This window comes from uncultured Gemella sp., from assembly GCF_963525875.1.
In the GTDB taxonomy this organism is placed as follows: Bacteria; Bacillota; Bacilli; order Staphylococcales; family Gemellaceae; genus Gemella.
The window spans coordinates 13,507-39,363 of the sequence record NZ_CAURMG010000009.1; the positions used below are offsets into that span (position 1 = coordinate 13,507).

The 25,857-nt window shown below is 30.3% G+C and carries 26 protein-coding genes and 1 pseudogene; 21 read left to right on the plus strand and 6 right to left on the minus strand.

Features of this window, described 5'->3' with window-relative positions; all coding sequences use genetic code 11:
* Window positions 1–10: 10 nt before the first annotated feature.
* A pseudogene (locus RWQ73_RS02805) lies at window positions 11–322 on the minus strand (YebC/PmpR family DNA-binding transcriptional regulator); the annotation flags it as partial.
* 451 nt (window positions 323–773) lie between these two features.
* Here RWQ73_RS02805 and RWQ73_RS02810 point away from each other — a divergent pair.
* Window positions 774–2,303 (plus strand): LPXTG cell wall anchor domain-containing protein, encoded by a 1,530-nt coding sequence (locus RWQ73_RS02810; protein ID WP_314406601.1) that lies wholly within the window; start codon window positions 774–776, stop codon window positions 2,301–2,303.
* A 121-nt stretch (window positions 2,304–2,424) separates the two neighbouring features.
* Here the strand turns inward: RWQ73_RS02810 and RWQ73_RS02815 are convergent, their stop codons facing one another.
* The 3 genes from RWQ73_RS02815 to RWQ73_RS02825 form a co-directional block, all read right to left on the minus strand.
* Window positions 2,425–3,219 carry a metal ABC transporter permease gene (locus RWQ73_RS02815; RefSeq protein ID WP_314406602.1) on the minus strand — a complete coding sequence of 265 codons (795 nt, stop codon included), beginning with the start codon at window positions 3,217–3,219 and terminating at the stop codon, window positions 2,425–2,427.
* The gene (locus tag RWQ73_RS02820) at window positions 3,212–3,922 is read right to left on the minus strand and encodes an ATP-binding cassette domain-containing protein (protein WP_314406603.1); all 711 of its coding nucleotides are present in this window, start codon (window positions 3,920–3,922) and stop codon (window positions 3,212–3,214) included. Before RWQ73_RS02820 ends, RWQ73_RS02815 begins: the two co-directional genes overlap by 8 nt.
* Window positions 3,923–4,048: 126 nt before the next feature.
* Window positions 4,049–5,092 (minus strand): metal ABC transporter solute-binding protein, Zn/Mn family, encoded by a 1,044-nt coding sequence (locus RWQ73_RS02825; protein WP_314406604.1) that lies wholly within the window; start codon window positions 5,090–5,092, stop codon window positions 4,049–4,051.
* A 377-nt stretch (window positions 5,093–5,469) separates the two neighbouring features.
* Between RWQ73_RS02825 and rpsB the strand changes: the two genes are divergently transcribed.
* The 6 genes from rpsB (at window position 5,470) to RWQ73_RS02855 (ending at window position 9,029) form a co-directional block, all read left to right on the plus strand.
* Complete coding sequence (rpsB, locus tag RWQ73_RS02830; RefSeq protein WP_048801949.1) at window positions 5,470–6,207, plus strand: 30S ribosomal protein S2; 738 nt, start codon at window positions 5,470–5,472, stop codon at window positions 6,205–6,207.
* Window positions 6,208–6,264: 57 nt separating this feature from the next.
* The gene (gene tsf, locus RWQ73_RS02835; RefSeq protein ID WP_314406605.1) at window positions 6,265–7,152 is read left to right on the plus strand and encodes a translation elongation factor Ts; all 888 of its coding nucleotides are present in this window, start codon (window positions 6,265–6,267) and stop codon (window positions 7,150–7,152) included.
* A 119-nt stretch (window positions 7,153–7,271) separates the two neighbouring features.
* Window positions 7,272–7,985 (plus strand): UMP kinase, encoded by a 714-nt coding sequence (pyrH, locus tag RWQ73_RS02840; protein WP_314406606.1) that lies wholly within the window; start codon window positions 7,272–7,274, stop codon window positions 7,983–7,985.
* A 24-nt stretch (window positions 7,986–8,009) separates the two neighbouring features.
* A complete protein-coding gene (gene frr / locus RWQ73_RS02845; RefSeq protein WP_314086634.1) occupies window positions 8,010–8,567 on the plus strand; it encodes a ribosome recycling factor in 558 nt (185 codons plus the stop codon).
* A 4-nt stretch (window positions 8,568–8,571) separates the two neighbouring features.
* Complete coding sequence (locus tag RWQ73_RS02850) at window positions 8,572–8,781, plus strand: DUF896 domain-containing protein (RefSeq protein WP_314406607.1); 210 nt, start codon at window positions 8,572–8,574, stop codon at window positions 8,779–8,781.
* 2 nt (window positions 8,782–8,783) lie between these two features.
* Window positions 8,784–9,029 (plus strand): YneF family protein, encoded by a 246-nt coding sequence (locus tag RWQ73_RS02855; RefSeq protein WP_314406608.1) that lies wholly within the window; start codon window positions 8,784–8,786, stop codon window positions 9,027–9,029.
* Between the two features lie 246 nt (window positions 9,030–9,275).
* Here RWQ73_RS02855 and RWQ73_RS02860 read toward each other — a convergent pair whose 3' ends face one another.
* Window positions 9,276–10,130, minus strand: coding sequence for an RluA family pseudouridine synthase (locus tag RWQ73_RS02860; RefSeq protein ID WP_314406609.1), 855 nt, complete (start codon window positions 10,128–10,130; stop codon window positions 9,276–9,278).
* 325 nt (window positions 10,131–10,455) lie between these two features.
* Between RWQ73_RS02860 and RWQ73_RS02865 the strand changes: the two genes are divergently transcribed.
* Genes RWQ73_RS02865 through RWQ73_RS02885 form a run of 5 tightly spaced genes read left to right on the plus strand, consistent with a single transcriptional unit; the run spans window position 10,456 to window position 14,802 of the window.
* Window positions 10,456–11,001: an XRE family transcriptional regulator gene (locus RWQ73_RS02865; RefSeq protein WP_314406610.1), complete on the plus strand. Its 546-nt coding sequence runs from the start codon at window positions 10,456–10,458 to the stop codon at window positions 10,999–11,001.
* Between the two features lie 10 nt (window positions 11,002–11,011).
* Window positions 11,012–12,100, plus strand: coding sequence for an ABC transporter ATP-binding protein (locus tag RWQ73_RS02870; protein WP_314406611.1), 1,089 nt, complete (start codon window positions 11,012–11,014; stop codon window positions 12,098–12,100).
* A 2-nt stretch (window positions 12,101–12,102) separates the two neighbouring features.
* A complete protein-coding gene (locus RWQ73_RS02875) occupies window positions 12,103–12,921 on the plus strand; it encodes an ABC transporter permease (RefSeq protein WP_314406612.1) in 819 nt (272 codons plus the stop codon).
* The gene (locus tag RWQ73_RS02880; protein ID WP_314406613.1) at window positions 12,921–13,721 is read left to right on the plus strand and encodes an ABC transporter permease; all 801 of its coding nucleotides are present in this window, start codon (window positions 12,921–12,923) and stop codon (window positions 13,719–13,721) included. Before RWQ73_RS02875 ends, RWQ73_RS02880 begins: the two co-directional genes overlap by 1 nt.
* A 1-nt stretch (window position 13,722) precedes the next feature.
* Window positions 13,723–14,802 (plus strand): ABC transporter substrate-binding protein, encoded by a 1,080-nt coding sequence (locus tag RWQ73_RS02885; protein WP_314406614.1) that lies wholly within the window; start codon window positions 13,723–13,725, stop codon window positions 14,800–14,802.
* Window positions 14,803–14,865: 63 nt separating this feature from the next.
* Here RWQ73_RS02885 and RWQ73_RS02890 read toward each other — a convergent pair whose 3' ends face one another.
* Window positions 14,866–15,312: an FxLYD domain-containing protein gene (locus tag RWQ73_RS02890; RefSeq protein ID WP_314406615.1), complete on the minus strand. Its 447-nt coding sequence runs from the start codon at window positions 15,310–15,312 to the stop codon at window positions 14,866–14,868.
* Between the two features lie 398 nt (window positions 15,313–15,710).
* Here RWQ73_RS02890 and RWQ73_RS02895 point away from each other — a divergent pair, with 398 nt between their 5' ends.
* From RWQ73_RS02895 to nusB, 9 genes are all read left to right on the plus strand, one after another.
* Complete coding sequence (locus RWQ73_RS02895; RefSeq protein WP_314406616.1) at window positions 15,711–16,502, plus strand: hypothetical protein; 792 nt, start codon at window positions 15,711–15,713, stop codon at window positions 16,500–16,502.
* Between the two features lie 413 nt (window positions 16,503–16,915).
* Window positions 16,916–18,634, plus strand: a complete 1,719-nt coding sequence (gene dnaX, locus RWQ73_RS02900) for a DNA polymerase III subunit gamma/tau (protein ID WP_314406617.1) — start codon at window positions 16,916–16,918, stop codon at window positions 18,632–18,634.
* A 120-nt stretch (window positions 18,635–18,754) separates the two neighbouring features.
* Window positions 18,755–19,072 (plus strand): YbaB/EbfC family nucleoid-associated protein, encoded by a 318-nt coding sequence (locus RWQ73_RS02905; protein ID WP_003144870.1) that lies wholly within the window; start codon window positions 18,755–18,757, stop codon window positions 19,070–19,072.
* A gap of 1 nt (window position 19,073) precedes the next feature.
* Window positions 19,074–19,670 (plus strand): recombination mediator RecR, encoded by a 597-nt coding sequence (gene recR / locus RWQ73_RS02910; protein WP_314396734.1) that lies wholly within the window; start codon window positions 19,074–19,076, stop codon window positions 19,668–19,670.
* Window positions 19,671–19,685: 15 nt separating this feature from the next.
* Window positions 19,686–21,662, plus strand: coding sequence for a transketolase (tkt, locus tag RWQ73_RS02915; RefSeq protein WP_314406618.1), 1,977 nt, complete (start codon window positions 19,686–19,688; stop codon window positions 21,660–21,662).
* Entirely contained in the window at window positions 21,652–22,020 is a 369-nt protein-coding gene (locus RWQ73_RS02920; RefSeq protein WP_314406619.1) for a S1 RNA-binding domain-containing protein, read from the plus strand. The genes tkt and RWQ73_RS02920 overlap by 11 nt, the downstream gene beginning before the upstream one ends.
* Window positions 22,021–22,320: 300 nt before the next feature.
* A complete protein-coding gene (gene alaS, locus RWQ73_RS02925; protein ID WP_314406620.1) occupies window positions 22,321–24,942 on the plus strand; it encodes an alanine--tRNA ligase in 2,622 nt (873 codons plus the stop codon).
* A gap of 188 nt (window positions 24,943–25,130) precedes the next feature.
* A complete protein-coding gene (locus tag RWQ73_RS02930) occupies window positions 25,131–25,436 on the plus strand; it encodes an Asp23/Gls24 family envelope stress response protein (protein ID WP_314406621.1) in 306 nt (101 codons plus the stop codon).
* 14 nt (window positions 25,437–25,450) lie between these two features.
* A complete protein-coding gene (nusB, locus tag RWQ73_RS02935) occupies window positions 25,451–25,846 on the plus strand; it encodes a transcription antitermination factor NusB (protein WP_314406622.1) in 396 nt (131 codons plus the stop codon).
* The last annotated feature ends 11 nt before the right edge of the window (window positions 25,847–25,857 follow it).

Here is a 25,857-nt window from a genome sequence, read left to right on the forward strand (position 1 = left end):
CAATTTTTAGGTTAACGTTGTTTGTTAGTGTGTCAATAATAACCATAGTGCCACTAACACCAAACCCCTCATAACGAAGCTCGTCATAATTTTCTTCACTTCCACATTTTGCTTTTTCAATAGCACGGTCAATAATATTTTTCGGTACTCTATAAGTTTTTGCTCTCTCAAGTACAACTTTTAAATTTCTGTTACTCTCTGGATCAGCCACACCACTTTTAGCTGCTTGATAAATCTCACGTCCAAACTTCGCATAAATTTTACTTGTGTTTGCATCTTTTTCTGCTTTTTTTTCTTTAATATTGTTCCATTTACGACCCATCTCTTATCATCCTTTTCTTTTTTAATGTATCCCCTTTTATATTACATTATTTTCATTTTTTTCAATAAAAAGAAACATTTATTATGCATTTTATTTTCGTTTTATTTTCGTTTATGTTTTTTTAGCAAAATAAATTATAAAGTTTTGATAAACTAAATGAAATTTTTTATTAAATTTTTAATAATTATTTGTGAAAAAATAAATTGTTTATCATTTAGTGTTGGTATTAAATATATAAAATTTATTTATATAAAACTAAAAGTAAACATTTAAAAATATTTTGAGTGAAAATCCTTTTTTAAAATTTAAAAAAGATTTGAAAGCGTCTGTTTACTTTAGTATTATATTAAAATAATTTTTTAGCCTACACTAAATATTGTTTAAAAATTTTTTAAAATCGCTTGACATATATATATATAATAATATATATAAATTTAAAAGGAGATATGCAATGAAGAAAAAATTTTTATTAAGTCTTGTTGCGAGTGGTATTTTACTAAGTGACATGAGTTTTGGTTTAGTTACAAAACATATTGACAATGCTTATGCAGTAGATAGCAAAGAAGAAGCTAAGTATGATAAATTTTTAGGATATGTTACACTTGAACATCATCAATATCATTTTATAAGTGGACCGACAATACTTAGTTTTGTAGATAGAAATGGGAAAAAAATAGATATTCCTGATTATAAATTTGTAAACGTAAGAGCAACTCATGAAGCTGATCCTACCGGATTGCGCTGGAGAACAAACCCTATAAGAAATTCACTATCTGAGAATGTTTGGACTTTTACTGACACTAATGCTTACACTCATGAAACTTCTACTTATGTACAACCAGTTCAGGTTTTGGTCTTTTTCTGGGACGGAAAAGATAACACAAAAGTAATGGTAGATAAGTATTTAGTTAAAAATACTAATGGGGTTTTATCTTATGAACTTGATAGTAGAGGTACAGGGATAGGGAACATAGATAATCTTAGAGGTGCTACTGGTGATCCAATTTATCTTGGACTAAAAGAAAAAATGAAAGTTACACCTACTTCCCCTATTATACCTAGTGAAAAAGAAAACGCTGGTGCTAACAACAACGCTGGTACAGAAGTGAAACCAGACAATGATGGCAACGCAAACGCTGGTACTAACAACAACGCTGGTACAGAAGTGAAACCAAACAATGATGGTAACGCAAACGCTGGTACTAACAACAACGCTGGTACTAACAGTAGTAGTGTCGTAGCTCCAGCTCCAACTCCAGTTAAACCAGAAACTAAAGTTTACACTGAAGCTGAAATCGAAGCTCTTCAAAACAAAGCAGCTGACTTAGAAAAAGAAGTTGCTGAGTTAGAAAAATTAATAGCTGAAAATGAAAATAATCCAGATGCAGTTGACTATGTTACTGCAGCTAAAAATAAATTAGAAGATAAAAAAGCTGAACTTGAGAAAAAAGAAGCTGAACTTGAAGAAGCTCTTAAAGGATTAGAACCAAAAGCTGAATCTTCAAATGGTACTGAGGCTCCAATTAACAACGTTCCTGAATTAGGTAATGTTGATAAATTAAAAATTGAAGCTGAGATTGAACAACTTAAGGAACAAATCAAAGATGGTGAAGAAAATGGTGCTGAACCTTACTATATTGAAGGATTAAAAGCTAGATTAGCTGACCTTGAAGAAGCTCTTGCGATTTTAGCTGCAAACAAACCTGCTGTTAACGAAGTTCCTGAATTTGATTTATCAAAATTTCCTCAACCAGGTGTACCGACTCCAGCTCCAGGTGCTGCTGGACCAGACTTCGGTCAAAATCCTCAAGGTGACGGAAATAACTTTGGACCAAAAACTGAAGCTAAAGAAGAAGCTAAAGCTGAAACTAAAGAAGGTACATTACCAAACACAGGTATGACTACTTCTAGCACTGTAGCATTAGGATTAAGCTTAATCGCTTTAGTAGGTCTTGCTGTAAGACGTAAATTAAACAACTAATCGTTAATTAGTGTATAAAAAACATTAAAGAGTATGGATTTTTTCCATACTTTTTTTGTTTAATAAGAAAGCTATTCAAAATTTGTATTAGTAATAAATCTTTGAATAGCTACTTATAAATTTATTTTCTTTTTAGATTAAAATAACCTAAACTAGCAAAGTAAAATATTGCTTCAATAGTTGCTATGAAAAATGTAGTAGGTAGGGATGTATAATAAGAAAGAGTTATCCCAATCCATGTACCAATTAGAGCAAATGACATTGATATAGCAATCATTAAACCGACTTTGTTAGTCAGATATCTAGCTGCACTTGCTGGAACAGTAAGTAATACGAACATAAGTAATGCTCCAACTACCGGTACAGTTATACTAGTTGCTACAGAAAGTAATACTAGGAAAAATATAGATATGAACTTTCCGTTCAATCCAAGTGCACGTGCACCAATAGCATCAAATGAGTCAAATTTGATTTTTCTATAAAATAATGAAAGTAATAATATTACAGTTAAAGCTAGTGTAAAAATTAATTTTACGTCGTCTCTAGTTATTGATACCACGCTCCCGAAAAGGATGTTATTCACGTAACTTGTACTTTTTGGTGTTAACGATAGAAATAGCAATCCTAATCCTAGAAAAATACCTAACATTACACTTACAGTAGCTTCTCTTCTAAATGCTTTAACACTGAGGTGACCTACAAGATAAGACATTGTAATAGTAAATATAAGTAACCCGTATATTGGATTAATACCTAAAAAAACAGCGAATGCTGCACCAGCAAACCCAACATGAGAAAGTGTATGTGATATGAATGACATATTCCGAGCCATAACAAACACACCTATATATCCTGCCATTATAGCTACAATAGTTCCGGCTATAAAGGCATTTTGCATAAAATCGTAATTAAGCATAATTGTTATCTCCTACATAATGTTTGCAAAGTTTTAAGTTGTTCTGTTCTCTATTATAATCATCAATACTAATAAATTTATAGTTGTTTTCTTCTAAGTACAAAATTTTATCGACATATTTTTCATTGATAAGCGATAATTCATGAGTTATACACAAAGTTATGATGTTTTCTTTTTTTGTAATATCGTTTAAAAGAGTCATGCATTCAACTTCACTAGTTTTATCTAAATTAGATGTAAATTCGTCTAATAGTAGCAAATTAGGTTTATTAACTAAAGCTTGAGCTAAGAAAACGCGTTGTTTCTCTCCGCCAGAAAGCGTCCCGATAGATTTATCTTGAAGTTTAAGAGAATTAGTTAATGATAATGCATTGTTAATACTTTCTTTTTCATATTTATTTAGCCAAGGAAAGAAACCATTTAGAATAGGAAGAGAAACAAAATCACGAGCGGATAATGGAAGTTCTTCATCAATTTGTCTAAATTGAGGTACATACCCTAGAGAAGGCTGAGTTCCAATAAATGTAATTTCTTTAGATTTGTTTAACTTTTCTAAAATGTTATTAAGTAGCGTAGTTTTACCAACACCATTTTTACCAACTATTGCAACGACTTCTCCAGGAATACATGAAAAAGAAATATTATTTAGTATTGTTTTATCTCCTATAGAATAAGTGAGATTTTTTATAATTAATTCTGCCATAAAATCTCCTATGTTAAATTATTTTTTGATTCTAATATATAAAAAAGAAGAGATACGATTTAGAATCTCTTCTTTATATTATACTACATATTTATAATATGTGAAGACTAATTTTTAATCTTCATATTAATGTTTATGTTCTTTCTCATCATCGTGATCTTTTTCACCGTGAGAGTGGTTGTGAGAATGTCCTTCATGTGAGTGACCTTCATGACCGTGATCATGAGAATGTCCTTCTTCAGCACCTTCTACGTGATAAGCTTTTTCACCAGAACCACCATTAAGAATTTCTTCTAGTTTATTATATTGGTCTAACATCCATTCTATATAAGTTTTTCCATCTGGTTGAGTTTCAGTAACGTTTAAAATTGGTACTTTATTTTCTTCAGCAAGATGAATTAATCCTTCTATTGTCTTGTTAGTAGTTTGAATATTATTGACGATTAATGATATTTGTTTAGATTTAATTTGCTCTTGGATTGTTTTTAAATCTTGTGGAGCAGGGTCGTTACCTTCCTCAGTAGCTTGCGCTAATTTTTTAACTTGGTCAGTTGTTTTAAATCCTAAAGAATCAACCGCATATTCGAATACTGGTTCTGTTGTTAGAACGTATTTACCGTTTGCTTTTTCTTTTAATGATTTGATTTTATCAGTAATTTTAGAAAGTTCTTTTTTATAGCTATCTCTATTCTTTTCATAGAAAGCTTTATTAGAAGAATCTTTTTCTGATAATACTTTAGTAAGTTCGTCAGCAACTTTACTCATTACTTCGGGATTGTACCAGATGTGTTCATTTTCACCATCTTTAAGTCCTAGTAGTTTAGCACCATCTATTTTTTTAATATCTTTACTGTTAGCAGTTAGTTTTTCGAACCAAGAATCATATCCACCACCATTAAGAATAGCAATGTTAGCATCTGCAACAGTTTTTGCATCTTGTGCAGTAGGTTCAAAATCATGAGGGTCGACAGAAGTAGAACTTATAATAGAAGTAACATCTGCTTTATCTCCTGCTATACTTTTTGCAACTTCAGCATAAAAGTTTACTGAAGTAACGATTTTAGTTTTGTTTCCAGAGTTAGTAGCTCCAGAATTAGTTTTACTTGAACATCCGACTAGTATAATAGCGAATGCTGCTATAATTGAAATAATTTTAAAGAATTTTTTCATTATTAATACTCCTCCGTTATTCGTAATAATTACGTTCTAATAAATTATAATACTACTAAATAAAAAAATCAAGACCTTAAACGAAATAATTTTGATTAAAGGGTAAATTATTAATTTAAACTATTTTATATAAACTAATTTTAAAAATTATTAATGTTTTAAAAATTTAAATATATAAAAAAGTAAATTTATAGTAGAATATTAATTTAAAATTTATTAAAATACTTGATTTTTGCTTAGTAATGCTATATAATTAATAAAGTTGAGTAAAAATCAACGAAAATATAACACACGACATTTGAGTAGCTGCTCGGTGCATTTATGTTTGCAGTAAGCTTAGAGAATGTCGGAGGAAAAAACCAAGGAGGAAAATAACTATGGCAGTTATTTCAATGAAACAATTATTAGAAGCTGGTGTACACTTCGGTCACCAAACAAGAAGATGGAACCCTAAAATGGATAAATACATCTTCACAGAAAGAAACGGTATCTACATTATCGACTTACAAAAAACAGTTAAAAAAGTTGATGAAGCATACGAATTCGTAAAATCAGTTGCTGATCAAGGCGGAAAAATGTTATTCGTAGGTACTAAAAAACAAGCACAAGATGCTATTAAAGAAGAAGCTGAAAGAAGTGGTCAATACTACATCAATCACCGTTGGTTAGGTGGAACTTTAACAAACTACAAAACTATTAAAGGACGTATTGACAGAATCGCTGAAATCGAAAAAATGGAAGCTGACGGAGTATTCGAAGTATTACCTAAAAAAGAAGTTATCGAATTAAGAAAAGAATACGATAAATTAAACAAATTCCTAGGTGGAATTCGTGAAATGAAAGGTATGCCAGATGCAATCTTCGTAGTAGATCCTAAGAAAGAGCACAATGCAATTGCTGAAGCTAAAAAATTAGGAATTCCTGTAGTTGGTATCGTAGATACAAACTGTGATCCAGACGATGTTGATTATGTAATTCCTGCAAACGATGACGCTATCCGTGCGGTTAAATTATTAACAGCTAAAATGGCAGATGCTTTTGTAGCTTACAACGAAGGAAACATCGAAGGAACTGAAGAAGCTTTCGTAGAAGAAGTAGAAGCAACAGAAGAATAATCTAAAGATAAAAAATTATAAAAAAATATAAAAATAAAATAACGGAGGCAAATCAAAATGGCACAAATTACAGCTAGTTTGGTAAAAGAATTAAGAGAACGTACTGGTGCTGGTATGATGGACTGTAAAAAAGCACTAACACAAACAGATGGAAATATCGATGCAGCAATCGACTACCTAAGAGAAAATGGTATCGCTAAAGCGGCTAAAAAAGCTGATAGAATCGCTGCAGAAGGTCTTTCTTACATCGAGGTTAAAGGTAACAAAGCTGTTATCTTAGAAATCAACTCAGAAACTGACTTCGTTGCTAAAAACGAAAAATTCGTTGCTTTAGTAAAAAATGTTGCAGAAGCTATCTTAGCAGCTGAACCAGCAACATTAGAAGAAGCTCTTCAAGTAGAAGCACAAGGTGGAACTGTAGAAGCTGTAATTAATGAAGGAATCGCTACAATTGGTGAAAAACTTTCATTAAGAAGATTCGAAGTTGTAACTAAAACAGATGCTGACGCATTTGGTGCATACTCTCACATGGGAGGAAGAATTGGTGTTCTTACTCTTGTAGAAGGAAGCACTGAAGAAGAAGCAGCTAAAGATGTTGCTATGCACATCGCTGCATTAGCTCCTAGATACTTAGACGAAAGCGAAGTACCAGCTGACGTACTTGAGCACGAGAAAAAAGTATTAACAGAGCAAGCATTAAACGAAGGAAAACCAGCTAACATCGTTGAAAAAATGATCGTTGGTAGAATTAACAAATTCCTAGAAGAAATCACAGTTGTTAAACAAAAATTCGTTAAAGATGATAGTTTCACTGTTGAAAAATTCGTAGCATCAAAAGGTGGAAAACTTACTAAATTCGTACGTTACGAAGTTGGTGAAGGTATCGAGAAAAAAGAAGATAACTTTGCTGAAGAAGTAATGAGCCAAGTTAACGCTAGCAAATAATAATTCTCTATTTAATATATACTATTAAAAGAGGTAAAGCACACACTTCTTGTGTGTGCTTTTTTAAAAAATGATTATAGTAGGAACAATAATTTCTGTAATTTATTAGGAGGATAGAAATGGCTACTAAATATAAAAGAGTTTTATATAAGCTTAGTGGTGAAGCACTAGCAGGTGGAAAAGGATTTGGAATTGATTCAGAAGTTGTTAATAATATAACTTCACAAATCGTAGAAGTAGTTAAACAAGGAGTAGAAGTTGCTATTGTTGTTGGTGGTGGAAACATCTGGCGTGGAAAAACTGGTGAAGAGCTTGGGATGGAACGTGCTACAGCGGATTCAATGGGAATGCTTGCAACAGTTATGAATTCATTAGCTTTACAAGATTCACTTGAACAAAAAGGTGTTGATACTCGAGTATTAACTTCAGTTGAGATGAAAGCAATGGCTGAACCATATATTAGAAGACGTGCGATTAGACACTTGGAAAAAGGTCGTGTTGCTATATTTGCAGCAGGAATAGGTAATCCTTATTTCTCTACAGATACAACAGCAGCTTTACGTGCTAAAGAAATCGGTGCTGAAGCTATATTAATGGGTAAAAATGGGGTAGACGGTGTTTACTCTGCTGATCCAAAACTTGACAGTACAGCAACTAAATATGATAAGTTATCATACATGGATATTATGAACAAAGGGTTAACAATAATGGATTCTACAGCAATTACATTCTGTATGGACAACCACCTGCCGATTATTGTCTTTTCAATAGATGATGCAGATAATATTGTTAAAGTTGTTTCTGATTCTAATTTAGGAACAATTATTGAATAAAATTAATATTAGGAGTTTACAATTATGCCTGAACAAATTATGAATAATTTAAACGAAAGAATGGAAAAAGCTATTGCTAGCTTACGTCGTGAATTAGCGTCAATTAGAGCTGGTAAAGCTAGTGCAGCTGTTTTAGATAGATTAACAGTTGATTACTACGGAGTTGCAACTCCAATTAACCAAGTAGCAGGGGTATCTGTACCTGAACCAAAAATGCTTGTAATTTCTCCATACGAAAAAACTTTATTAGGAGATATCGAAAAAGCTATTCAAGCATCTGATTTAGGATTAAATCCTTCAAATGATGGATCAGTTATTCGTATTGTATTCCCAGCTTTAACAGAAGAACGTCGTAAAGAACTTGCTAAATTAGTAGGAAAAGAATCTGAAGGAGCAAAAGTTGCTGTACGTAATGTTCGTCGTGATGCAATGGATGCTATTAAAAAATTAGAAAAAGCTTCTCAAATTACTGAGGACGATTTAAAAGGATATTCTGATGATATTCAAAAAGTTACTGATAAATTCGTAGCTGAAATCGATAAGGTAACAAAAGAAAAACAAGATGAGTTAATGAGTGTATAATCATATGGAAATGACTGAAGTTATTGCTAAAATTAATTCACTTAACGCTACAAAAAAAGAGCGTGAATTAACTACTGAGGAATCAGAAGAATTAGCTAAATATAGACAATTATATTTACAAAATTTTAAAGCTAATATGAGAAATATATTAGAAAATACTAGAGTAATTAATGAAAATGGAGAAGATATAACTCCTAAGAAGAAAGGAGAATAACAATGAGTGCAACTGCAGTTACAATTTTAGTTGGAGCAATTTGTTTACTTGCTGGTGTTGTTGGAGGATTCTTTCTGGCAAGACGTAATTTCATGCACTACATGGAAAAAAATCCTCAAATTAACGAAGATATGGTTATGAGTATGATGAGTCAAATGGGACAAAAACCATCTCGTAAAAAAATCAATCAAGTTATGAGCAATATGCAAAAAGCACAAAAACAAGCTCACAAACAAATGAAAAAATAACATATAAAAAAGCGGATGTATTTAATATACATCTGCTTTTTTATACCTATTGAATTTATAAATGGGATGACTAAAAGTCCAAAATTAAAAATAAAGTATATATGATAACTTATAGATGCAGTGGTTTATTGATGTCAAAATTCGCTTTATAAAAGTTTTTAGATATCAAATAAACTGTATGGGAGTGACTTAACAAAATTTTGTTACTAAGAAATCACGATTTTTGAGGAACTCCCTTTAATGTAATTAGCATTGTATGAATTCATTTTCTGATGAAGATTTTATTGTCATTTGATTTCCTGTTACAGGATGAGGAAAATTGACTTTTAATGCTGCTAAATACATTTTATCATATTTATAACCATCTTTAGAGTAAAGTTTATCTCCAATTATAGGAACTCCAATTGACGCTAAATGAACCCTGATTTGATGAGTACGCCCTGTATCTAATGATATAGTTACAGAAAATTTATTTTGATCTAATTTCGTGCAACTAAGAATATTAGTTATAGCGTTTTTTCCATTTCTAGTCACAGCCATTTTATTCTTCTCTTTGCTATCTCTTCCAATATTAGTATTTATAGTTTGGGATTTAATATTATTTTTTATTAAGGCTGTATAGTAGCGTTTAATATCTCTTTGTTCTAACATTTGATCAAGTTTAGATTTAATTAATGGAGTTTTAGCTAATATTACTAATCCATAAGTATCTATATCAAGTCTATGTATAGGCTCTAGATAGTTATAGTCAGATATTAGGTAATTCACTAAAGTATCATTTTCTATCGCTATATCATTTGGATGTGTTTTAATCCCGAAAGGTTTAGATACGATTAATAGATATTCATCTTCATACTCTTTTTTTATTGTTATTGTATTATTAGAAATATAATTAGAAGAACCTAAATCGATGTTTATTTCTAAAATATCGTTAGTATATAATTTTGAATTTAAAGCCGCTTTAATATTATTAATTTTTATTGTTTCTTTATCATGATGACTATTCATTCTAATAGTGTGTATATTTTTTTTAGAAATCTTTAGGAATTGGCTTAAATAGTTTTCTACGCTAACGAAATCTTGAGTAATTTTAAATTTCATTGAGACTCCTTCTTAATGCTTTATTTATCACTATTATTATATACCAAAAGTAAAATTTATGAAAGTATAATAAAATGTTATATAAGTTAGAAAAAAGTTACTAAATAATTAAATTTTAACTTGATTTTAAGTGTGAAATATAGTAATATAATACTTGTGATTTAATTATACTAAACAGAGAGTTTAACAATAATAAACTAAAGTAACGATAAGTTTAATATTATTAAACAATAGTTACGAAAAGTTAGATAATAATAAACATATATAACGAAAAGTTAGATATTGATAAACAATTAATATCTTTTTATTATAGAAAGGAGAATTTATGTATTCTATAGGTGAAAGATTAAAAAGACTAAGAATTCAAAAAAATCTCACCCAGGAAGAACTAGGAGAACGTACCGACCTTAGTAAGGGATATATATCTCAAGTAGAAAGAGATTTAGCCTCCCCATCGATGGAGACTTTTTTTAATATACTGCAGGTTTTAGGATGTGCTCCAAAAGATTTTTTTGATAAAGATAGTACAAGTCAAAAAGTATACTATTCATTAGAAGATCAAACTAGCTATGAAGAGACTGATGAAGGGTATGAACTTACTTGGTTAGTTCCTGAATCAAATGAGAAAGAAATGGAGTCACTAATACTTAAGTTGGAAAAAAATAGTAATTATAAAACATTTGATCCTTCGGAGTCTGAAACATTATGTTATGTATTAAAAGGGAAATGTAAATTGAAATTAGGTGATGAGGAGTATATAGCTTCTACACACGAGAGTTTTTATTTTTTAGCTACATCTGAACATAGATTATCAAATCCATTTGATGAAGAATGTGAAGTTTTAATAGTAGCGACTAATTCGTATTTATAAGGAGAAAATGATGGCAAATATTGTTGAATTTAAAAATGTAAACATGTCTTTTGGTAATAATAACGTGCTAAAAAACATTGATTTAGAAATAGAAAAAGGAAAATTTTACACACTACTAGGACCTAGTGGTTGTGGTAAAAGTACAATTTTAAAGTTAATTGGAGGATTTTTAAGTCCTACTTCAGGTGATGTATTATTAGATGGAGAAGTAGTGAATGACTTACCAGCTAATAAGAGACACGTAAATACAGTATTCCAAGACTATGCATTGTTTCCACATATGAATGTATTTGAGAATGTAGCATTTGGATTAAAGATAAAAAATGTAAAAAAAGAAGTTATTAATAAAAAAGTTAAAAAAGCACTTAAACAAGTTAACTTAGCTGGTTTTGAAAATCGTGATATAAGTGAGATGAGTGGGGGACAAAAACAACGTGTAGCTATTGCTCGAGCTATCGTTAATGAACCTGAAATTATTCTACTTGATGAATCTTTATCGGCTTTAGACTTAAAATTACGTCAAGAGATGCAATATGAACTACGTGAGCTTCAACAACAAACTGGAATTACTTTTATTTATGTAACGCACGATCAAGAAGAAGCATTAGCGATGAGTGATTATATCTTTGTTATGAATCACGGTAAAATTGAACAAAGTGGAACACCTCTTGATATTTATGATGAGCCAGTAAACCGTTTTGTTGCTGATTTCATAGGTGAATCTAATATCGTAAATGCGGTTATGTTAGATGACTATCTTGTTGAAATTTATGGAAAACAATATGAATGTGTAGATGCTGGTTTAGATAAGAATAAGCGAGTAGAAGTAGTTATTCGTCCAGAAGACTTAGAAATTACAAGTGCTGAAAAAGGTAAAATTAGTGTTGTAGTAGATACTCAACTATTTAGAGGAGTCCACTATGAAATTTGTTGTTTAGATGACCAGTATAACGAATGGATTGTTCATTCAACAAAACAGGCAAAACCAGGAGCTGCGGTAGGTCTAAACTTTGATCCAGAAGCAATACATATCATGGTACCTGGAGAAACTGAAGAAGAATTTGATGCTCGTCTTGAATCATATGAAGAGGAGGAGTAAAAATGTTTAATAAAAAAACTCGTTCATTTTTTATGATTCCTTATGTAATGTGGATGTTACTATTTGTAGTATTTCCAATTTTACTTATCTTTTACCATTCGTTTAGAGATATTGATGGAAATTTCACATTAGAAAACTACAAAATATTCTTTAGTAGTACATATGTTTTAATGACGCTGTATAGTTTTTGGTATGCATTTTTAATTACATTAATTTGTTTAATAATTAGTTATCCGCTAGCATTTGCTATTAATAAAAGTAAATATAAAGAATTATTACTATTACTTATTATTTTACCAACATGGATAAATATTTTACTTAAAACATATGCATTCTTAGGTTTATTCGGAGAGTATGGAACTATTAATAATTTCTTGGAATATATTGGTATTGGAACACAAAGTTTACTATTTAATTCATTTAGTTTTATCTTTGTTTCTAGTTACATATTCTTACCATTTATGTTATTACCAATTTATAACTCAGTTTCAGGCATGAATAAAAACTTGATTGAAGCATCGTATGATCTTGGGGCAGATTTTAAAACTACATTCTTGAAAATCATTTTCCCATTAAGTATTAATGGTGTTAAAACTGGAATTCAGGTTACATTTATTCCAGCACTGTCATTATTCATGATTACAAGACTTGTTGCGGGTAATAAAATTATAAACTTAGGTACAGCGATTGAGGAACATTTCTTAGTTACTCAAAACTGGGGTGTTGGTTCTACAATTGCAGTATTCTTAATAGTAGTAATGGGAATAATAATGATACTTACAAATACTAAAGACAAAACTAATTTTGGAGGTAGAAAATAATGAAATTAACTTCAAAAATATATTTAGCGGTTATCTTTGCAATTTTATATATACCTCTAATCTATTTAGCATATTTTTCTTTTAACTCTGGTAAAACTATGATTGATTTTGAAGGTTTTTCATGGAAGCATTACGTTGATTTATTTGAAAATACTCGTATGATGGTAATAGTAATTAATACAATCGTAGTAGCTCTACTTTGCGGACTATTCTCTGCAATATTTGGTACACTTGGAGCATTAGGTATTTATTCCTTAAAATCTAATAAACAAAAAAATTCTTTCTTAGTTGGGAATAATATATTAATTGTTAGTCCAGATGTTATAATTGGATGTTCATTCTTATTAATGTTCACTTTTATAGCTAAATATACTGGATTAGACACAATTCAAGGATTCTGGTCGGTATTATTATCGCATATCGCATTTAGTATTCCAATAGTTGTATTAATGGTACTACCAAAGTTATATGAAATGCCTAAGACTATGGTTGATGCAGCAATTGATCTTGGTGCAACGTATCCACAAGTTTTAAGTAAAATTGTAATTCCATATATTACACCAGGTATTTGGGCAGGATTCTTTATGGGATTAACATATTCATTAGACGATTTTGCTGTAACATTTTTTGTGACAGGAAATGGGTTCCAAACACTGTCTGTTGAAATTTATTCGATGGCAAGACAAGGTATTAACTTACAAATTAATGCTTTATCTACAGTGTTAACAATTTTTGTAGTTGTAGCAGTTCTTATTTATTATGTAATTAATACTAGTAAATTAAAAAGGGAGGTAAGATAATATGAAAAAATTACTTATTTCTGCTCTTTCGATTCTAATAATCTGTTTAGGAATGCTTTATAGCCGTAATTTTATTGATAGTTCAAATGATGGCGAAAAACAAACACTTACGATTTTTAACTGGGGTGAGTATATTGATCCAGATTTAATTAAAAAGTTTGAAGAAGAAACGGGTATTACAGTAGTATACGAGACATTTGACTCGAATGAAGCTATGCTAACAAAAATACAAGCAGGGTCAACGCCTTATGATATTGTTATTCCTTCAGACTATATGATTAAAAAGATGAAAAAATTAAATCTATTAAAAAAACTTGATCACAGTAAAATTGAAGGATTTGATAATATTGATGAACAATTTAGAGATAAAACATTTGATCCGAAAAATGAATATTCTATCCCATATTTCTGGGGAACTTTAGGGGTATTATATGATAAAACTAAAGTACCAGAAGATCTTAAATTTGAAAAATGGAATGATCTTTGGGATGCACGATTAGAAAATAATATCTTGTTAATAGATGGTGCACGTGAAATGATGGGGATTGCACTTCAATCAGAAGGTAATTCTGTAAATGATACTAATGAAGTAAACCTAAACTTAGCTGAAAGAAAATTAGAACTACTTCATCCAAATATAAAAGCTATTAACGCTGATGAGAAGAAGATGCTTATGATTAATAATGAAGCATGGGTATCAGTAGTATTCTCAGGTGATGCTAAATCTATAATGGGTGAAAATGAAAATATGTTATATGCCTTACCTAAAGAAGGAACAAATCTATGGTTTGATAATATAGTGATCCCAAAAACTTCTAAAAATGAAGATGCGGCATACAAGTTTATAAACTTTATGTTAAGACCAGAAAATGCTGCAAAAAACTCTGAATTTATTGGATATGCTACACCAAACGCTAAAGCAAAAGAATTGTTGTCAGAAGAAACAACAAGTGATGAACAATTTTATCCTGATTTAGAAAGTTTCGGAAATCGAGCAGAAGTATATGAGGACTTAGATCCGAAAATGCTTCAATTATACAATGATTTATTCTTGAAATTTAAGATTAACAATAGAAAATAAAATAAAGAGAGATTATCGTTTAAGATAATCTCTCTTTATAATTGAAAAGTTATGTGAATACTCTTAAAAACCGCTAACTTTTAATTCTTCAGTTTTAAATGTAACATTTTTTTCTGAACCAATATACATAGCTTTGAATTTCCATGTTGAATTTGGTTTTAAGTCATTAACGTTAGCTAATGCATCACCAACTTTGTTACCATTAGCATCATATGCAGGGATAGTAATTTGAACATACGATTTCTCTTTATCAGTATTATTCTTTAATACTCCTGTAACATAGCTAGAAAATGAATCTTTTTCTATATTAATTTCAGAAACTTCATATTTTGCTTTTTGTGTTTCTTGTGTAGAGTTTTTAACTTCAACATCCTTTTTCTTTCCTCCTGAAGTTTGTTGAATGATTACTATAAGAACAATAGCTGCTAAAATAATAAACCAAAGTCTTTTGTATACTGGTTTTTTTTGAATATATACATTTCCATCTTGATCTGTAATTTTTTTCGCCATAATAATACCTCCAAAAAATTTTATACTAATATTATATATATAGTCAAGTATTATAAACGAAATAACGTGGTATTTGTAATTAACTAGTTCTACTTGATATCATTGACAAAAGGAGTAAAGCTTTAGTATAATAAAAAATTAAGAAGATTTGTATTTATTTTATAAAATTTCATATTAAATTTTAACTTCTAAATAATATAGAAAAGGAGAAGATGTTTATGAATAATAGAGGACAAAATTGAAATAATCACCCTCAAAATAACAATCAAAATCAAGGAAATTTGCAATCAAATAGTCAATATCAAGGACAAGGGTATAATGGTCAAAATCCTCAGAATTTTAATAGAAATGTGAATAATCAGTATCCATATCAGAATTAAAATTCTCAACTAAATAGTGTGAATAACCAACAATACTTTGGATACCCAAATGGCCAAAATCCTCAATATAATAACATGGTAAATTCACAGTTTGGAGTGCAAGGCAATAATGGTCAAAATCCTCAATATAATAATATGAATAATTCACAGTTTGGAATGCACGGAAATAACGGCCAAAATCCTCAATATAATAATATGAATAATTCACAATTTAGAGGACAGAATTTCAACGGTCAAAATTCTCAATTTGAGAATATAAATAAGCCTCTGTTTAACCATCAAAATGGATACAATAATCCTAATCAATTTAATCCGCAGTATCGTAACCACAATCCAAACTTTAACTCAATGAATAGTGGAACTAGGATGAATAGTAAGACTGTAGGATATATAACTGCTGCGGTAGTTGCATTAGTAGTTGTACTTATTATTATTTTCGCTAGTGGTAGTGGTAAACTTGGTGGATCTACCCCGGAAGAAGCGGTAAGAAATGTTATAGATGGAGCCAAAGCTAGTGACTATAAAAAAATAGTTAATAATACTTATTTTGAAAATGATGAACAAAGAAGTATTGCACTAGAAAAAATCAATAGAAATGAAGGAGATTCAAAGAGTGGTATAGAACTTAGTAAACCTTTCATGGACATGGTTGAAATAGGTGAGACTAAACGAGTTAACGAAAATAGAGCAAGAGTTGAAATTAAAGCTAAAGGAAACGAACTTCTTAAAAAAATTGGAGGGGACACAACAAAATCTATTTATTTAAAAAAATCTAATAATAGATGGTTTGTTGAAGATAATTCATTCTAAATTTTCATTAAAATATTTTAATAGGGTAAATCATAACGACTTAACAATGTATTAAATGTTTGATTTACTCTATTTTATTTAATATATATTCTTTATTATAAAGAGACAGTATTATTATTGCATAAAACATCTTTAACAAATGTAAAATATTAAAAAAGAAAAAATACTAATTGTTTTGACTTGAAATCCTTAAATTTAAGATAAGTTAATATAAAAATTCTCAGCCGTAGAGGTTTATTGATATCTAAATTTAATTTATAAAAGTTACTTTATATCTAATAATACTTACAGGAGGTGACTCAATATAATTGATTTCTAAGAAATTGATATTTTTGAGTTGCTTCTTTTTTTTACTATAAGTAAAATTAAAAATATGGTATAATAAATTAGTTAAAATAATTTAGGAGGTAAGTATGTTTCAGGCGTTATATAGGAAATATAGACCGCAAACATTTAATGATATTGTAGGTCAAAATCATATAGTTTCAGTTTTGAAAAATGCAATTGACAAGAATCAAATTAGTCATGCCTATTTATTTTATGGATCTCGAGGTACAGGTAAGACTTCTATAGCGAAGATATTCGCGAATGAGGTTAATGGGAATGAAATTTATCAAAAAGAGAATGTTGATATAATAGAAATTGATGCAGCAAGTAATAATGGTGTAGATGAAGTACGTGATATAAAAGAAGCAATTAAATTCTTGCCAACAGAAGGTAAATATAAAGTTTATATTGTTGATGAAGTGCACATGTTAACTACAGCGGCATTTAACGCATTATTAAAAACTTTAGAAGAACCACCAGCTCATGTTATTTTTATTCTAGCAACTACAGAAATTCATAAAATACCAGCAACTATATTATCAAGATGTCAGAGATTTGAGTTTAAGAATCTTTCGCAAGAACAATTAATTGATAGATTAAAGTACATATCAGAAAAAGAATGTTTAGTAATAGAAGATGCAGCTATAGAGAAAATTGCAACTCTTGCTAAAGGTGGTCTAAGAGATGCGATTAGTATACTAGATCAAGTATCTAATTACTCAGAACAAATTACATTAAATCATATATTGGAAGTCACATCGTCTATTAGTGAAGATGATATACTTGAATTTTATAAAGGATTATTGCAAGGAGATGTTACAAAATCCTTATTAAAATACAATGAGTTTGTTGCTCAAGCGAAAGATACGAAATTACTTCTTAATGATTTAATTAACGTAACTAGAGATATAGTAGTATATAAAAATTTAAAAGATACTAAATATACTGTTTATAATGTTGACAAAATATCATCAGAAATAGAAAATGTTAATTTTGATTATTTTTATAAAATAATAGAGTATTTGTCACAGACGGAGCAATTTATTAGATTTTCTACTGAGTATATGAGTTATATGCAAATATGTATTGTTAAGATTTGCTCAAAAGAAGAAGGTATTAATAAAGTTCCTGTTGTTAATAATGTAGAAAATACAGTATCCAATGTAAGAACTGTTGAACTTGAGAATAGAATTAAAATACTTGAAGATAAGTTAAATCAATTAAGAAAAAATGTAAATAGCTTATCAGTAAATCCTATTAGCAATACTTCACATGAAGTTTTAGCAGATAGTACTAATGAAGAGGTGATTTCAACTAGTTGGGATAATATCCCAAAAGAAGAAATTAAAGAAGTAATAATTAAAGATAAAGATAAAATACTTAATCTTATGAAGGAATCAAGTACTAATCTTACAGAATATGCATCAAACGTTTTTATTAGGATAATCAATGAGAGTTTAAATACCAATAATTCAGAAGTAGCGACGATGCGCGAATTATTTAAATCTTGTAAACTAATAGCTTCTTCAAAAGAAGGTGGTTTACTAGTATTTAATGAAGTAGATAATATGGTAAAAATGGCACCAAATTCCAAATATAAAAAATATTTAGAGAGTCTCTTTAAGAGATTTATAGGTGTTGATTATACTTTATATACTTTACAAGATCATCAATATGAATTTTTGGAAGATGAACTGAAAAATCCAGTGAAGGAAATTGCCGAAGAAAATTGTGAAGGTGAAGAACTGAAGCTTACAAAAATAGATGAACTATTTGGAGACATAATTGTAGAAACAGCTGATTAGAAATAACGTGAAAAAGATATTGAAAGATATTGAAAGAAATTGAAATAAATTTCAAATTATTGACAAGTTGTAAAATTTTAAATAGAATTATAATATAATTAGACATTAGGAGGAAATACTATGCGCGGAATGGGAAATATGCAACAAATGATGAGAAAAATGCAAAAAATGCAAAAAGACATGCTAGAAGCTCAAGAAGGATTAAAAGATCAAACAGTTGAAGGTACTGTATCAGGTGGTATGGTTACAGCTATTGCTAATGGTGATGGTAAAATTTTAGATATTAAAATTAAAGAAGAAGTAGTTGATCCAGAAGATATTGAAATGCTTCAAGATTTAGTGTTAACTGCAGTTAACGATGCTTTAGAAAAATCAACTAAACTAAAAGAAGAAACATTAGGTAAATTTACAAACGGATTAAGTATCCCAGGTCTATAAGATGCAATATCCAAAACCAATTTTAGATTTAATAGAAAGTTATTCTTTATTACCAGGAATAGGGAAGAAGACAGCTGTAAGATTGGCATTTCACACTTTAAAAATGCATGATAATGATATTAAAAACTTTGCAGACAGTTTAGTAAATCTTAAAGAAAAACTTACTAATTGCGAAGTGTGTGGAAGACTTAGTGAAGAGCATATATGTGATATTTGTTCAGATAATGGACGTGATAAATCGACTATTTGTGTAGTAGCTAATGACAATGACTTAGTTGCAATGGAAAATATGCAACAATATAGGGGAGTGTATCATGTGCTTGATGGATTGATTTCTCCAATGGATGGAATCGGTCCGTTAGATATTAACATAAAATCCCTTTTTGAACGAGCACAAGATGAAACAGTAAAAGAGATAATACTTGCCACAAATTCATCTCCTGAAGGTGAAGGAACAGCAAGTTTTATTTCGAGATATTTAAAAAATACAGATATAAGAGTTACTAGAATAGCTCAGGGTATTTCTTTCGGAAGTGATATCGAATATGTGGATGAGGTTACCTTATCAAGAGCTATATCTGGTAGAATAGAATTATAATTTAGGAGGACATTTATGTCACAAAAATCAGTTAACGCGATAAAAGTTTTAGGTGTTGATGCGATTAATAAAGCAAAATCAGGACACCCTGGAGTAGTAATGGGTGCTGCACCTATGGCTTATTCTTTATTTACTAAACATTTAAGAGTAAATCCTAAGAAAACAGATTGGATAAACAGAGATAGATTCGTATTATCAGCAGGACACGGATCAATGTTATTATACTCTCTATTACACTTATCAGGATTTGAAGATGTATCTTTAGAAGAAGTTAAAAACTTCCGTCAATGGGGATCTAAAACACCAGGTCACCCTGAGTTTGGTCACACTAAAGGTATCGATGCTACAACAGGGCCTCTTGGTCAAGGTATCTCTACAGCAGTTGGTATGGCTTTAGCAGAAAGATACTTAGCTGCTAAATATAATAAAGAAGGATATGATCTATTTGACCACTATACTTATGTTATTTGTGGTGATGGAGATATCATGGAAGGTGTTGCTTCTGAAGCATCAAGTTTTGCAGCGGTGCAAAAATTAAATAAACTTGTAGTATTATATGATTCAAATGATATTTGTTTAGATGGTGAAACTAAAGATGCATTCTCGGAAAATGTTCGTGCTAGATATGAAGCATATGGATGGAATACAATTCTAGTTGAAGATGGTGCAAATGTTGAAGCGGTTAATGCTGCAATTGAACAAGCTAAAAAATCTGACAAACCAACATTAATCGAAGTTAAAACTATTATCGGAGCTGGTTCTCCTAATAGACAAGGAACAAATGGTGTTCACGGAGCTCCATTAGGTGATGAAGAGACTGCATTATTCAGAAAAGAAATCGGTTGGGAGAATGAACCATTCGACATTCCTGCAGATGTATATGCTGATTTCAAAGCTAATGTAGCAGACCGTGGAGAAAATGAATATGCTAAATGGGAAAAATTATATGCAAATTATAAAGTTAAATTCCCTGAGTTAGCAAAAGAGTTAGAAGAAGCTCTTACACGAGAAGATATTAAACGTTTATCAAAAGAAAGCTTTAGTTTTAAAAATGTAGGAGAAGCTCAAGCAACTCGTAATTCATCACAAGATGCACTTAACAGTGTTGCAGCAGTATTACCAACGTTCTTTGGAGGTTCAGCTGACCTTTCACACTCTAATATGACATTTATTAAAGGTGATAACTTACAAGATGATGCGCACAGAACAGAACGTAATGTTCAATTTGGTGTTCGTGAATTTGCAATGGCTACTGTATTAAACGGATTGATGTTACACGGTGGTGTACGTGTATTCGGTGGTACTTTCTTCGTATTCTCAGACTATCTAAAAGGTGCGTTAAGACTATCAGCACTACAAAATCTACCGGTAACATATGTATTCACTCACGATAGTATTGCAGTAGGTGAAGATGGTCCAACACATGAACCAATCGAGCACTTAGCATCATTAAGAACAATACCAAATACTTACGTATTCAGACCAGCTGATGCGACTGAAACGCAAGCTGCTTGGTACTTATCACAAAAAACTAACGATAGACCAACTTCAATCGTTCTAACTCGCCAAAACTTACCAATTTTAGAAAATTCTTCATTTGAAAAAGTTGCAAGAGGTGCTTATGTAGTTTATGAAACAGCGGCAGACTTTGATACTATTTTAATCGCAACAGGTTCAGAAGTAGCATTAGCAATTGATGTAGCACGTAAACTAGAAAAAGATGGTTCTAAAGTACGTGTAGTAAGTATGCCATCTGTAGAATTATTTGAAGAGCAATCTAAAGAATACAAAGAGGAATTACTACCATTAAATATCCGTCGTCGTGTATCATTAGAAATGGGTAACAGTGCTCTTTGGTACAAATATGTTGGTTTAGATGGATTAGCTATCGGAATTGATAAATTTGGAGCATCTGCACCTGCTAATAAAGTAATCGAAGAATACGGATTTACAGTTGAAGCAGTTGTAGAGAAAATTAAAAATGAGTTATAGAGAAATTCGTCCGGGTGATATTATTAAGGTTAAAGTTACGGCGGTTAAGCCATATGGTGCCTTTATAGAAACTCGTGATAAAATGGTAGGACTAATTCATATTTCTGAAATAACAAACTGTTTTATATTTGATATTAGTAGCTATATAAAACAAGATGAGATTTTAGAAGTGAAAGTATTATCAATAAAAGATAATAAAATTAATGCAACTTTAAACTTTAAACAAAAAAAAGACACATTAAAAAAAGAAATAAATAGTTTAGATACATTAAATTTTGAATATGGTTTTGATACTCTTAAGCAGAATATGAAACTTTGGCAAAAAAAAGCAATATTTGAAATTAGAAATTCTGAGTAAAAACTATTGACAAATGTAACTTAACTAGTTATAATAACATACATATATAATGAAGTATAGGAATTAAAAGTTAACGATATTATTTAACAGAGAGAGTCTAGTGGTGAAAAGGATTCATAATATAACTTTTATGCTACCTAATTAATGCTTCATCGGCATTTAAGCCGTTATAAAAACTAATGAGGAGTACAAAGTACTTAAATTAGGGTGGTAACACGATTATAATCGTCCCTTGTGTAAACTTATTTACACAAGGGATTTTTTATTTTATTTTTTGTTAGCTTGAAAGGAGATATAATAATGAAACAACTAACATCAACACAAATTAGAAGAATGTATCTAGATTTCTTCGTAGAAAAAGGACACAAGATCGAACCGAGTGCATCTTTAGTGCCAATTGACGATCCATCTTTACTTTGGATTAACTCAGGAGTAGCAACATTGAAAAAATACTTCGATGGAAGAGAAATCCCAGAAAATCCAAGAATTACAAACTCACAAAAATCAATTAGAACTAATGATATTGAAAATGTTGGAAAAACAGCTCGTCACCATACATTCTTTGAGATGTTAGGTAACTTCTCAATTGGAGATTATTTTAAAAATGAGGCAGTACCATGGGCTTGGGAGTTTTTAACTTCAGAAAAATGGTTAGGACTTGAAAAAGAGAAACTATCAGTAACAATTCACCCAGAAGATACTGAAGCATATGATTTATGGAAAAATGTAATCGGTCTGCCAGAAGAGAGAATTATTCGTATTGAAGGTAACTTCTGGGATATCGGAGAAGGACCATCTGGACCGAATACTGAAATTTTCTATGATCGTGGAGAAGAAGCTGACACATGGTCACCTAAAGAAGAAATGTATCCTGGTGGAGAAAATGATAGATACCTTGAAGTATGGAATGTTGTATTTAGTCAATACAATCACAATGCAGATGGAACTTACTCAGAACTTCCAGCGAAAAATATAGATACTGGAATGGGATTAGAAAGAATTGTATCAGTATTACAAGATGTACCAACAAACTTTGATACAGATTTATTCATTCCGATTATTCGAGAAATTGAGAACCTTTCAGGTGCTAAATATGGTGTGAGCACAGAACAAGATGTTGCATTTAAGGTTATCGCTGACCATATTAGAACTGTAGTATTTGCAATCGCAGATGGAGCTTTACCATCGAATGAAGGACGTGGATATATCTTAAGAAGATTATTACGTCGTGCTGTAAGATTTGCTAAAGTTTTAGGATTAAACAACTCATTCATGTATAAATTAACTGATGTAGTTGCAGAAATCATGGTAGATTACTATCCAAATGTAAAAGAAAGTGCAAGCTTTGTAAAAGATGTTATCTTAAAAGAAGAAGATAGATTCCATGAAACTTTAAATGAAGGTGAAGCAATCTTAAATAACATAGCTAGTGAAGTTAAAAATACTACAAAAGTTATCTCAGGTAAAGACGCATTCAAACTTTATGATACATTTGGATTCCCAATTGAATTAACAGAAGAATATGCTGAAGAACTAGGACTAACTGTCGATATTGACGGCTTCAATGAAGAAATGGAAAAACAAAAAGAGCGTGCTCGTTCTTCACGTCAAGATGATTCATCAATGCAAGTGCAATCTGACTTATACAATAGAATAGTCGGTGATAGTGAATTTACTGGATACAACAGTCTTTCGGATGAAGGTAAAGTATTAGCTATAGTGGATAAAGAAGATAATTTATTAGAAAACTACAAAGGTAATGAGATTGTAAAAGTTGTATTTAATAAAACACCATTCTACGCTGAAAGTGGAGGTCAAGTAGCTGATAAAGGACTAGTTTTAGCTGAAGGTTTCAAAGCAGAAGTAGTTGATGTTAAGAAACTTCCTGATAAACGTCATATTCACTTCGTTAAAGTAGTAGAAGGTGAACTAGTTGTAGGAACAAAGTATAAACTAGAAGTTGATAGAACTTATAGACTAAATGTTGAGAAAAACCACACAGCAACTCACTTGTTAAATGAAGCACTTCGTCATGAAGTTGGAACACACATTAAACAAGCGGGATCATTAGTAACTGATGAAAAACTAAGATTTGACATTACTCACTTCGCTCCACTTACAAAAGAAGAAATTGAAAGAGTAGAAAAAGAAGTAAACAAACAAATTTGGAATGCTTTAGAAATTAAAACAGAAGAAATGCCTATCGCTGAAGCAAGAAAACTTGGTGCTCAAGCATTATTCGGTGAAAAATATGGAGATGTAGTACGAGTTGTTTCTATCGGTGATTACTCTATCGAACTATGTGGAGGAACTCACAATGCTAACAGTGCTGAAGTAGGTATCTTCAAGATTGTATCTGAATCTGGAGTAGCAGCAGGTGTTCGTAGAATTGAGGCTCTTACTGGAAAAGCAGCATACGAGTACTTAAGAGAACAAGAAGAAACTCTTCGTTCTGTTGAAAAATTAACAAAAGCTAATGCATCTAATGTGGTAGAAAAAGTATCGGCATTACAATCTGAAATTAAAAAATTATCTAAAGAAAAAGAAAGCTTACAACAAAAAATTGCTAATGCTGAGTTAAACAACTTAGTAAATAACATTAAAGAAATAAATGGTGTAAATGTATTAACAAGTGTTGTTGAATCAGAAAACATGAATCACTTAAAACAACTTGTCGATAATGCTAAGTCTAAATTAGAAAACTATGTTATTGCTTTTGCTTCAGTAAATGAAGATAAAGTAAACTTTGTAGTTGCTGTAGATAAAGCAATCACTGATAAATATAATGCTGGAAAACTAGTAAATATTCTAGCAACAGCTTGTGACGGACGCGGTGGTGGACGCCCAGACATGGCTCAAGCAGGAGCTAAGAATAAAGATAATATAGATAAAGCATTCGAAGAATTATTAACTAATATTTAATAACTAATAATACATAAATAAACGGAAGAGATTGCCTATGAAAATAGTAGATTAAACAACTATTTTTAAGGTAATCTCTCCCTTTTTTGTTTAAAATATGGTATAATTAGAAGGATTATTATGGATGAATAATAATTTAGTGCTATTTGATATTTATAGTATTAAATATAATTTTGGAGGTAATGTAAATGGAAACTAAAAAATTAGGAAAAGTAGAAATTAACCCAAGTGCACTTGAGGTTATTGCTAATATTGCAGCAACTGAAGTAGAAGGAGTATCTAAATTATTAGGTAAAAAAGTATATTCACGTGGGGTAGAATTAGAATTTGCAGGAACAGAATTAGTTATTGATGTTTATTGTAATCTAAAAACAGGATTTTCGGTAGCTAAGACAGCAAGGAAAATCCAAGAAAATGTTAGAAATTCTATTTTCAACATGACTGAAATAAATACAAAGACAGTAAATGTAAATATTCTGGGAATTGATTTTTAATTTAGGAGATATAGATGAAGAGCAGACACGAACTTAGAGAAGCAGTTTTTAAAATTTTATTTCAAGTAGAAAATACTGAACTAGATTTTATTGAATTATTAGATTTGGAACAAGAAGAAATTTCAACTAGTATTTATGTTAATAAAACTTTAACAGAAATACTTGAGAAGAAAGAAGAAATTGATGCTGTAATTGCTAATAATTTAAAAGATTGGAAACTAGATCGTTTATCTAAAATGGATAGACAAATTCTACGTATTTCAGCATATGAAATATTATACAGTGATATTCCTTATAAAGTTTCTATCAATGAAGCGGTTGAACTTTCAAAAAAGTACAGCGAAAAAGATGAAAGTTATAAATTTATTAATGGAGTATTAAAAGGTATTGTAGAGAACTCAATAAAATAAGAGGTAAAGTT